Source organism: Enterococcus avium ATCC 14025 (genome assembly GCF_000406965.1).
Taxonomy (GTDB): domain Bacteria; phylum Bacillota; class Bacilli; order Lactobacillales; family Enterococcaceae; genus Enterococcus_A; species Enterococcus_A avium.
The window spans coordinates 2,501-13,427 of the sequence record NZ_KE136362.1 but is presented as its reverse complement, the minus strand read 5'-3'; the positions used below and the strand labels follow the sequence as shown (position 1 = coordinate 13,427).

Annotated in this window: 8 protein-coding genes, 1 tRNA gene, 2 rRNA genes and 1 other annotated feature (1 of these 12 only partly in view); of the genes, 6 read left to right on the top strand and 5 right to left on the bottom strand. The window is 39.1% G+C overall.

Features of this window, described 5'->3' with window-relative positions:
- A partial coding sequence (locus tag OMU_RS07140) for an ISL3 family transposase (RefSeq protein ID WP_016178671.1) occupies positions 1-246 on the top strand: 246 nt, incomplete at its 5' end.
- Between the two features lie 89 nt (positions 247-335).
- Here OMU_RS07140 and OMU_RS07135 read toward each other — a convergent pair.
- Both OMU_RS07135 and OMU_RS07130 read right to left on the bottom strand, forming a co-directional pair.
- Positions 336-1,043: a DUF4811 domain-containing protein gene (locus OMU_RS07135; RefSeq protein WP_016179273.1), complete on the bottom strand. Its 708-nt coding sequence runs from the start codon at positions 1,041-1,043 to the stop codon at positions 336-338.
- Complete coding sequence (locus OMU_RS07130) at positions 1,040-2,506, bottom strand: MDR family MFS transporter (RefSeq protein ID WP_016179272.1); 1,467 nt, start codon at positions 2,504-2,506, stop codon at positions 1,040-1,042. The genes OMU_RS07135 and OMU_RS07130 overlap by 4 nt, the downstream gene beginning before the upstream one ends.
- Positions 2,507-2,649: 143 nt before the next feature.
- Here OMU_RS07130 and OMU_RS07125 point away from each other — a divergent pair, with 143 nt between their 5' ends.
- Positions 2,650-3,120 carry a MerR family transcriptional regulator gene (locus tag OMU_RS07125; protein WP_016179271.1) on the top strand — a complete coding sequence of 157 codons (471 nt, stop codon included), beginning with the start codon at positions 2,650-2,652 and terminating at the stop codon, positions 3,118-3,120.
- 107 nt (positions 3,121-3,227) lie between these two features.
- Entirely contained in the window at positions 3,228-4,712 is a 1,485-nt protein-coding gene (gene guaB, locus OMU_RS07120) for an IMP dehydrogenase (RefSeq protein WP_016179270.1), read from the top strand.
- Between the two features lie 100 nt (positions 4,713-4,812).
- Here guaB and serS read toward each other — a convergent pair whose 3' ends face one another.
- The 3 genes from serS to croR form a co-directional block, all read right to left on the bottom strand.
- Complete coding sequence (gene serS / locus OMU_RS07115; RefSeq protein ID WP_016179269.1) at positions 4,813-6,093, bottom strand: serine--tRNA ligase; 1,281 nt, start codon at positions 6,091-6,093, stop codon at positions 4,813-4,815.
- A 44-nt stretch (positions 6,094-6,137) separates the two neighbouring features.
- Positions 6,138-6,343 (bottom strand) — a binding site (T-box leader).
- Between the two features lie 35 nt (positions 6,344-6,378).
- Positions 6,379-7,560 carry a sensor histidine kinase gene (locus tag OMU_RS07110; protein ID WP_016179268.1) on the bottom strand — a complete coding sequence of 394 codons (1,182 nt, stop codon included), beginning with the start codon at positions 7,558-7,560 and terminating at the stop codon, positions 6,379-6,381.
- A complete protein-coding gene (gene croR, locus OMU_RS07105; protein ID WP_016179267.1) occupies positions 7,550-8,239 on the bottom strand; it encodes a response regulator transcription factor CroR in 690 nt (229 codons plus the stop codon). Before croR ends, OMU_RS07110 begins: the two co-directional genes overlap by 11 nt.
- A 605-nt stretch (positions 8,240-8,844) precedes the next feature.
- Here croR and OMU_RS07100 point away from each other — a divergent pair.
- From OMU_RS07100 to OMU_RS07090, 3 genes are all read left to right on the top strand, one after another.
- A 16S ribosomal RNA gene (locus tag OMU_RS07100) occupies positions 8,845-10,403 on the top strand.
- A 101-nt stretch (positions 10,404-10,504) separates the two neighbouring features.
- A tRNA-Ala gene (locus OMU_RS07095) sits at positions 10,505-10,577 on the top strand.
- 172 nt (positions 10,578-10,749) lie between these two features.
- A 23S ribosomal RNA gene (locus tag OMU_RS07090) occupies positions 10,750-10,927 on the top strand; its annotated part runs 2,500 nt beyond the window's last position; the annotation flags it as partial.

The window sequence follows — 10,927 nt, the reverse complement described above, 5'->3', positions numbered from 1 at the left end:
GACTTTTACGAACGCATTGATCACTTACCTCCGATGCTTGATCCAGCATTTAAAAAAGCGATTCTTTACTTAAACAAACACAAACAAGCGATTATCAATGCGTTAAAATACCCCTATTCGAACGGAAAACTTGAAGGGAAGAATAACTTGATTAAAGTGATTAAGAGAGTGGCATTCGGTTTTAGAACCTTTCGCCACCTTCGTATGCGAATTCTGATTCAACAGAATCTTTGCGACATTATTTGAGCAAAAAAACAAAAAGAAAAAAGGAAACGCCGAAGCATTTCCTTTCAGTGATTTAATGAAAACAACACGATTTGACTTAGAGCCCTTTTTTATTTTGTTACCTTAGCAATTATTTTTGCTATTGTTTGTTGCTGATAATCAGCAGTGGCTTGTTGAATGATTTTTTGTTGTGCTGCTTGATTCAAAGTTGGATTTTTCATCAGAGCTTCTTTCACTTTATCTTGGACAAATGACTTTGCTTCAGTTTGCATAGAAGTTTTATTTTCTTGTACTATTTCTGCTAGCTTTTTAGCTTGTTTAGTACTTAAAACCAGCCAATTTTTTTGTACTTCAAAGATATTTTTTTCTTCGATTAACAGATGATTTTTACTAGTAAATCTAAACCAAAATTTCGCAGTATTATTTTTGTAGACCCAATAGGATTTCTTTATTTTTAATTGAGATTTTGTTTGATCCTTTTTTACGAGATTCGTAACATGATCTGTTCCCGTTGATTTTGGTTTTATCTGTGATTCATTGGTTTTATACAAAAAAACTTTTTCTTCTCCGTTACCAAGTGGTTGATAAAGCAACATCTTCATATCTTTGCTATCAGCAGATGAAGTTAATGATTGAGTAGTCGTTTCAGTGACTCTCTTCATACCATAGTGATCGTGATCGTTTGCAATAATAAAACCTAGGCTAACTAAGAATATTGCTGCGAATATAATCGAAAGGAATGTTTGCCAAGCTTTTTTAGCAAAAATATTTGTTAAAGCAAATGCTATTACGCTAATAATTGTGATAACAAAAATCATTTTACATTCCCTCCTTCGATCTTTTTATTGTTTTTCAAGAAGAAGGTGATAATAAAGCCCACTAGTCCGAAAATTACAGCTACGAAGAAAGCAGCATGATAACCAGATAATGTGGCGTTGATTGCTTGGTCTTTATAAGACAAAGGTAAGGATTTTAGCAAACTTGCTTTTGGCAAGTTGTCTTTTGTGACATTAGTTAAAATACTGATTAAAACAGCCGTACCGATTGAACTAGCAACTTGACGGAAAGTGTTGTTTACCGCAGTACCGTGACTAATCAAATTCATTGGCAAAGCATTCATACCGGAAGTAGTAACTGGCATCATAACCATTGATATACCAAACATCCGTATTGCATAAAGAATAACAATCATTACAATTGGTGTTTCTTGAGTCAAGAAAGCAAATGGTAACGTAGCTGCGGTTAGGATTAACATCCCGCTGATTGCTAATCGTTTAGCTCCGTGTTTATCAAAGATTGCACCAGTAATCGGCATCATCAACCCCATAATCAAAGCTCCTGGCAATAGCATCAATCCGGAATGAAAGGCAGATTCACCACGAATATTTTGAATATATAAAGGAAGAACCATTTCAGCACCAACCATTGCCATATTTACGACACCGCTTAAAATAGCAGCAATTGTAAAAGTTGGAGATTTGAAAACACGTAGTTCTAAGAATGGATGTTCTAAATGTAGTTGACGCCATACGAATAAACCGATAACGAATACCCCTATGACTAAGAAACTAATAACTTTTGAGCTGCCCCAACCATCATTACCTACGGAAGAAAAACCATATAATAAGCTACCAAAGCCGACAGTTGATAAAAAGGCCGACAACACATCAATACTTGGATTAGATAATTGAATGACACTTTTCATCAAAAAGAATGCTAGTACTAAAACTAAAATGACAATTGGAATGACCATACCAAAAAGGTCACGCCAAGTATAATGATCTATGATCCAACCAGATAGGGTAGGTCCTAAAGCAGGAGCGAGACCGATGACGATACCAGCCATTCCCATCGCTGAGCCGCGTTTTTCTGGGGGGAAAATTGACAACATGATGTTTTGAAGCAATGGCATGGAAATACCTACTCCAGCAGCTTGGATTAATCGACCAATTAATAAAGTAGAAAAATTGGGGGCAACGAAACAAGTTATTGTTCCAATCAAAAAGATTGTCATCGCTGTTAGATACAATCTCTTTGAACTAAATTTATTGATCAGCCATGCGCTGATTGGGATCATAATCCCATTTACCAGCAAGAAGCCAGTTGTTAGCCATTGAACACTAGAAGCAGATATATTAAAAGCTTTCATTAGTGCTGGAAAGGCTGTTGTTAATAATGTTTGGTTTAACACCGTACAGAAGGTTCCAATTAATAGTACTACAACTAATAAGGAACGATTGTAGGGTTTTCCGTAAATATCGACCGTTTGCGTATTACTCACGATCTAACGCCTTCTCTCTTTTAAGAAATTTTCAGAAACAATAATTGTTCGTCTGTAACTTTACTGCTATTCAATTTCTTTGTCAACTTACTTGACACCATTGTTAGCAAAAGTATAATCAGAAATGAAGAGAGGGATGCATTGTGAAAAATAGTACGGTCAAGCAACTTCTAGAAAGTGATGATTTATTAGTCGGCATTAGTGAATTGAGTAAAGTAACGGGTGTTTCACCTCGACAGATTCGCTATTGGGAGCAAAAAGGATATATAGAATCAACAGGTGAAAAGAGCGGAAATCGAAAATTTAAGTTACCAATGGTTGTCAAGGTAGAGATTATTAAGCATTTTTTAGATGAAGGTTACACATTGACCGCATCAGTGGAAAGAGCCCACCAGCGACAAAAGAATATCCATCAAGCAAAATTATTGGTACGTGAGGTATTTAAGGGAATTCAGCAAATAGATGATCGTTATACAGTAATACACTTAGATGATTTTATGAATAAGCAAGGCTTTTATTTAATTCGCGATACTGAAACAAATAAAACGACATATCAGATTATTGAAGAAGAAAGTGAAATTACAACGGAATTTCTTGAAAAATGGTTTGAATAAATAGAAAGATAAAGGTTAGATGAGGATTTTGCCTCAAGTTGTTGACTTCACTCGTTCATTCTGTTAGTTTTTTTATTAAAAATAATTCTGGGGAGTGGTAACGAACAATGTCTAATTGGGAAACGAAATTTGCAAAAAAAGGTCTGACATTTGATGATGTTTTGTTGATTCCGGCTGAGAGTCACGTATTACCGAATGAAGTGGATATGAGTGTACAATTGGCAAAAAATATCAAACTGAACATTCCATTGATGAGTGCAAGTATGGATACTGTAACAGATAGTAAAATGGCGATTGCTATGGCTCGACAAGGTGGACTTGGAGTTATCCATAAAAATATGAGTGTTGTTGCCCAAGCAGATGAGGTTCGAAAAGTAAAACGTTCAGAAAGCGGTGTAATCATTGATCCGTTTTTCTTAACACCAGAACATAAGGTACAAGATGCCGAAGATTTGATGAGTCGCTATCGTATTAGTGGTGTGCCAATCGTAGAAACGCTTGAAAATCGTAAATTAGTCGGTATTATTACTAACCGAGATATGCGATTTGTAACAGATTATGATATCCCAATCCATGAGGTTATGACAAAGGATGGTTTAGTCACTGCGCCAGTTGGTACTAAATTACAGGATGCAGAAAAAACACTGCAAAAACACAAAATTGAAAAATTACCAATCGTTGATGAAGATGGTCGCTTAAGCGGATTAATCACGATCAAAGATATTGAAAAGGTTATTGAATTTCCTAACGCAGCGAAAGATGAGCATGGTCGCTTATTAGTTGCGGCGGCAGTCGGTGTTACTAGTGATACATTTGAACGAGCAGAAGCTTTATTAAAAGCAGGGGCTGACGCCATCGTAATCGATACTGCTCATGGACATAGCGCAGGAGTTTTACGTAAAATTCGTGAGATTCGTGAAACATTCTCCGAGGCTACTTTAATTGCCGGCAATATTGCAACCGCTGAAGGCGCAAAAGCGTTATATGATGCAGGTGTAGATGTTGTTAAAGTTGGTATTGGTCCTGGATCAATTTGTACAACGCGTGTCGTTGCGGGCGTTGGAGTACCACAATTGACGGCCATTTATGATGCAGCTTCTGTTGCTCGTCAATACGGCAAAGCAATCATTGCTGATGGTGGAATCAAATATTCTGGTGATATCGTAAAAGCCTTGGCAGCTGGTGGACATGCAGTTATGTTAGGTTCAATGTTAGCTGGTACAGATGAATCTCCTGGTGAATTTGAAATTTATCAAGGGCGTCGATTTAAAACTTATCGAGGCATGGGATCATTAGGAGCAATGGAAAAAGGTTCAAGTGATCGTTATTTCCAAAGTGGAGTCAATGAAGCGAACAAACTAGTTCCAGAAGGTATCGAGGGACGAGTGGCTTACAAAGGTACTGCGGCAGATATTATTTTCCAAATGATTGGCGGATTGAAGGCTGGAATGGGTTACGTTGGTGCGGGGAACTTAGAACATTTACGTGAAAATGCACAGTTTGTCCAAATGAGCGGAAATGGTTTAAAAGAATCACATCCTCACGATGTTCAAATTACAAAAGAAGCTCCAAACTATTCAGTTGAACAATAAAAGATTAATATTTTCAGATTATTGATAATCGAAAACAGAGCGGCCTCACAATACGAGGCCGCTCTATTTTTGACTAAAATTAAGAACAGAGTTTTAACTATTAGTCTTCTTTTTTAATAACTTTTACATTACCCATATACGGAACTAATACTTCTGGAATCGTAACTGATCCATCTTCATTTTGATAGTTCTCTAAAATAGCGGTGACGGTTCGACCAACAGCTAAGCCAGATCCATTTAACGTATGCGCATATTGAACTTTACTGTCTTCATCGCGATAACGAATCATTGCGCGTCGTGCTTGGAAATCTTCACAGTTTGAACATGAGCTGATTTCACGATAAGTATTTTGAGCAGGAACCCAAACTTCAATATCATAAGTTTTAGCAGCTGAGAAGCCCATGTCTCCAGTACATAAAGTAATAACACGGTAAGGTAAGTTTAGTTTTTGTAGAATAATTTCTGCATTTTGGGTCATTTTTTCTAGTTCATCATAAGAATTCTCTTTATTACTGAATTTGACCATTTCTACTTTGTGGAATTGATGCAAGCGAATTAATCCGCGTGTATCGCGACCAGCGCTCCCTGCTTCAGAACGGAAAGAAGGAGACAAAGCAGTAAAGTAAATCGGTAAATCTTTTCCATCTAAAATTTCGTCAGCATAGTAATTTGTCAACGGGACCTCAGCAGTTGGAATCAACGTTAAATCGCGATCTTCAACTTGGAAGACATCTTCTTTAAATTTAGGAAATTGTCCTGTTCCGAACATTGCTTTGCTATTCACCAAATAAGGTGTAATCATTTCGGTGTAGCCTTGTTCATAGACATGCTCGTCTAGCATGAAGTTATAAACAGCACGCTCTAAACGGGCTGCCAAGCCTTTGTAATAAACAAAACGGCTACCAGCAACTTTTGCTCCACGTTCAAAATCTAAGATATCTAATTCTTCAGCAATATCCCAATGATTTTTTGGTTCAAAAGAAAACTGTCGTGGTTCGCTCCAGCGACGTACTTCGACGTTATCATCTTCATCTTCACCAATAGGAACAGAGTCGTGGGGGAGGTTCGGTAAAGTTGTTGCGATCTCAGTCAATTGTGCATCGATATCAGCCACTTGTGTATCAAGAGCTTTAATTTTTACACCGACTTCTTTCATCTCGGCAATTTTATCAGCAGCATCATTTTTTTCACGTTTTAATTTTGCAATTTCGCCTGAAACATCATTTCGGTATTTTTTAAGCTCTTCTGTTTTTACTAATAATTGTCGGCGTTGTTCGTCTAAATCCAAGAAACGCTCCAAGACATCTTTTTTGACGCCACGAGTTGCCAATTTTTCATTTACTTCTGCAAAATTATTACGGATCATTTTTACATCTAGCATTGATTTTTCCTCCTTTAAAATAAAAAACACCGTCTCATCCCATGAACAGGGACGAAACGGTGTTGAATTTCGCGGTACCACCCAAATTCAGCCTAAAGCTGCACTTGATTAACGGATATCGACGTTACCCGGTCTTTCTTTCAAAAAACGCAGTATGCGAAACTGGATTTCCCTAAGTTGTTTTGTTGATTTTCACCAGCCATCAACTCTCTAAAAAAACAAACTTACGTACTTGGTTTCCTGCATGTCTTATTGAGAACAGTATAAGCAATCAAAAATTTAAAGTCAATGATTATCCGGCGTAGACTTTATTTGATTCTTATAAAGTGGTAAGTGAATAATAAACGACGTCCAATCCTCATTTGATTGAGCATAGATATAGCCGCCATGAAGATTAATGATATTTTGGGCAATAGCTAACCCTAACCCAGTTCCGCTGATTTCTTGAGAACGAGAACCATCAACTCGATAAAAACGATCAAATAACTGATCAAGGGCTTCTCTGGGGATTGGAGTACCATTGTTTTTAACAGTGACGACGGCTTCATTTTTTGATTTCTCAATCTCGATGATTATTTTGTCGGCTTCAGCTCCATATTTTAATGCATTAGTGATCAGGTTATTAAAGACGCGGACGAGTTTTTCTGTGTCACCATCCATTACCAATTGACTTTCCTGTGTCTCTACTTGGATTTGAATATCTTTTTTCTTAGCTTCTAGCTCAAAGTCTGCAGCCAATTGTTCTAATAATTGTACCATATCAAAAGATACATTATTAACGGGAACAGAGGGCTGTCGAACTTTAGAATATTCAAATAAATCTTCTACTAAAGACTTCATTTGTTTTGCCTTCTTATAAGCAATACTGGTATATTTCAGGATTTCATCATCACTTTGATACTGACCATCTTCAATTAAACCAAGATAGCCGATGATTGAAGTCAAAGGAGTCCGAATATCGTGACTGACATTGGTGATCAGTTCATCTTTGGATTTTTCGATCTCTCTCTCGTCTTCAATAGCAGCAACAGTACTGTCAACCAATCCATTAATACTATCAACAACTTTACTAAGATCACCGCGCAATTCGAAAGGAATTCGATAGTTGTAATTTCCATTAGCAATGTAATGAAGCTCATTTATGATATGACGGAGCTGCATTTGTCGATAACGCCGAATCAAACGCCAAAAAACAACTAAACCATCAATAATGATAAAGAAAGGAATAACAAAATTACGACCACTCCAAAATATATCACTATCAAAGTTATTAGCAAAAATATCTTTTGAACGATAGATTGCATCAGTTAAATCAGGAGAATTCTGAAGCATTTGTGTGAATAGAACCATAATCGCCACATTTAATAGAAGTAATAAGATAACTGTGACGATACCTTCAGCAATTAATTCACTGACTTCCTTTGAGGTGAGAGTGATACGCTTTTTTTTCTCAATGTTATTTTGCATCAATCTTATAGCCCACACCCCAAACAGTCTGGATCACTTTTTCGCCATCAGTCGCTTCTTCGATCTTATCACGTAAGTGGCTGACATGAACCATGACTGTTTTTGCGGAGACGATACTTTCTTGCTTCCAAACTCGTTCAAAAATTTCATCAGCACTGAAAACACGATTTGGATGACTAGCTAACAGATAGAGGATACCGAATTCTAGAGCAGTTAATTGAATTTCTTTTCCGTCAACTGTTTTTACTTCATGAGAATCTTTATTGATAATCAAAGATTGGATTTCTAGTATATCTGGTTGATCCTCCGCAACATGCATCTGAGTACGGCGCAATAAAGATTTTACTCTTGCCATAACCTCTAAAGGATTAAAAGGTTTTGTTACGTAATCATCGGCGCCCGCAACTAGCCCTTTGATTTTATCCATATCCGTTGTTTTAGCTGTTAACATAATAATCGGAATTTGAGATTCTTTTCTTAATTCCTTTACGACTTGCATACCGTCCATCACAGGCATCATAATATCTAATAATAGTAGATCAATGTCATTAGTAGTTCGAAGTTTACTTAGCGCTTCTTTTCCATCATATGCTTTTACAACTTCATAGCCTTCATTATGCAAATAAATACTAAGTAGTTCGACAATTTCTTTGTCATCATCTGCAACTAATACTTTCATTAAATGTTCCTCCGTCCATATAAAAAATAATTACATTACTATTTTACCAAAGAAATCGAAGGAAGGCGAAACTCAGTACCTTGAGTTAAGGAAAAATCAAAAATAAAATGACGAAAATTAATTCTTTGAGATGTTGAAACAATTGGCTTGTTGATCAAAAAAACGAACAAAGAACACAACATTTATATTTATTCATCGGGTTTAAAAAAAGTGGGGAAAATTCTTATTTTTTCATTGACCAATTCCTATAAAACTGCTATATTATTTTATGTTCTGAAACAGAAAACAATTTTTCGGAGCACCTAAAATTATCGTTGACAGATGGCTGATTTTCAGTTGTTCTATCAAAGTCGCAGAAAAAAATGTCGATAATCTCTTCGGAAAAACTTCAAAAAAAGTCGTTGACATTTACTCGGTAACCTGTTAAGATATAAAAGTTGCTGAAACAAAGCGACAAACAACGTAGACCTTTGAAAACTGAACGAATAAAACAAACCAAATGTGTAGGGCGCTTCTATTATAGAAGCAAACAACATAGCAAGCAATATGCTAGCAAGTCAATTAATACAATTGAGCTTAACAGTCGCAAGACTGTTTCAAACACTTTTTATGAGAGTTTGATCCTGGCTCAGGACGAACGCTGGCGGCGTGCCTAATACATGCAAGTCGAACGCTTTTTCTTTCACCGGAGCTTGCTCCACCGAAAGAAAAGGAGTGGCGAACGGGTGAGTAACACGTGGGTAACCTGCCCATCAGAAGGGGATAACACTTGGAAACAGGTGCTAATACCGTATAACAATCGAAACCGCATGGTTTCGGTTTGAAAGGCGCTTTTGCGTCACTGATGGATGGACCCGCGGTGCATTAGCTAGTTGGTGAGGTAACGGCTCACCAAGGCAACGATGCATAGCCGACCTGAGAGGGTGATCGGCCACATTGGGACTGAGACACGGCCCAAACTCCTACGGGAGGCAGCAGTAGGGAATCTTCGGCAATGGACGCAAGTCTGACCGAGCAACGCCGCGTGAGTGAAGAAGGTTTTCGGATCGTAAAACTCTGTTGTTAGAGAAGAACAAGGATGAGAGTAGAATGTTCATCCCTTGACGGTATCTAACCAGAAAGCCACGGCTAACTACGTGCCAGCAGCCGCGGTAATACGTAGGTGGCAAGCGTTGTCCGGATTTATTGGGCGTAAAGCGAGCGCAGGCGGTTTCTTAAGTCTGATGTGAAAGCCCCCGGCTCAACCGGGGAGGGTCATTGGAAACTGGGAAACTTGAGTGCAGAAGAGGAGAGTGGAATTCCATGTGTAGCGGTGAAATGCGTAGATATATGGAGGAACACCAGTGGCGAAGGCGGCTCTCTGGTCTGTAACTGACGCTGAGGCTCGAAAGCGTGGGGAGCAAACAGGATTAGATACCCTGGTAGTCCACGCCGTAAACGATGAGTGCTAAGTGTTGGAGGGTTTCCGCCCTTCAGTGCTGCAGCTAACGCATTAAGCACTCCGCCTGGGGAGTACGACCGCAAGGTTGAAACTCAAAGGAATTGACGGGGGCCCGCACAAGCGGTGGAGCATGTGGTTTAATTCGAAGCAACGCGAAGAACCTTACCAGGTCTTGACATCCTTTGACCACTCTAGAGATAGAGCTTCCCCTTCGGGGGCAAAGTGACAGGTGGTGCATGGTTGTCGTCAGCTCGTGTCGTGAGATGTTGGGTTAAGTCCCGCAACGAGCGCAACCCTTATTGTTAGTTGCCATCATTTAGTTGGGCACTCTAGCGAGACTGCCGGTGACAAACCGGAGGAAGGTGGGGATGACGTCAAATCATCATGCCCCTTATGACCTGGGCTACACACGTGCTACAATGGGAAGTACAACGAGTCGCGAAGTCGCGAGGCTAAGCTAATCTTTTAAAGCTTCTCTCAGTTCGGATTGTAGGCTGCAACTCGCCTACATGAAGCCGGAATCGCTAGTAATCGCGGATCAGCACGCCGCGGTGAATACGTTCCCGGGCCTTGTACACACCGCCCGTCACACCACGAGAGTTTGTAACACCCGAAGTCGGTGAGGTAACCTTTTGGAGCCAGCCGCCTAAGGTGGGATAGATGATTGGGGTGAAGTCGTAACAAGGTAGCCGTATCGGAAGGTGCGGCTGGATCACCTCCTTTCTAAGGAAATAGTTCATCGAAGATGAACGTTACGGAAACTACACAGGAATGTTTTATTCGTTCAGTTTTGAGAGGTTTACTCTCAATTAGATAGCAATATCGGGGCCTTAGCTCAGCTGGGAGAGCGCCTGCTTTGCACGCAGGAGGTCAGCGGTTCGATCCCGCTAGGCTCCATTGATGACGTCAGTCATCATTCGTTCATTGAAAACTGGATACAGAAACAATTTTAAACAAACCGAGAACACCGCGTTGAATGAGTTTTTTAATAAGTTCAATTGCTTATTTATTACTAAGGAACATGATCGCTCATGGGAATTAGTAAGACCCTTGACGAAAGTCAAGATAAGGTTAAGTGAATAAGGGCGCACGGTGGATGCCTTGGCACTAGGAGCCGATGAAGGACGGGACTAACACCGATATGCTTCGGGGAGCTGTAAGTAAGCTTTGATCCGGAGATTTCCGAATGGGGAAACCCAGCATCTTTTATAGGATGTTACTTTTCAGTGAATACATAGCTGATTAGA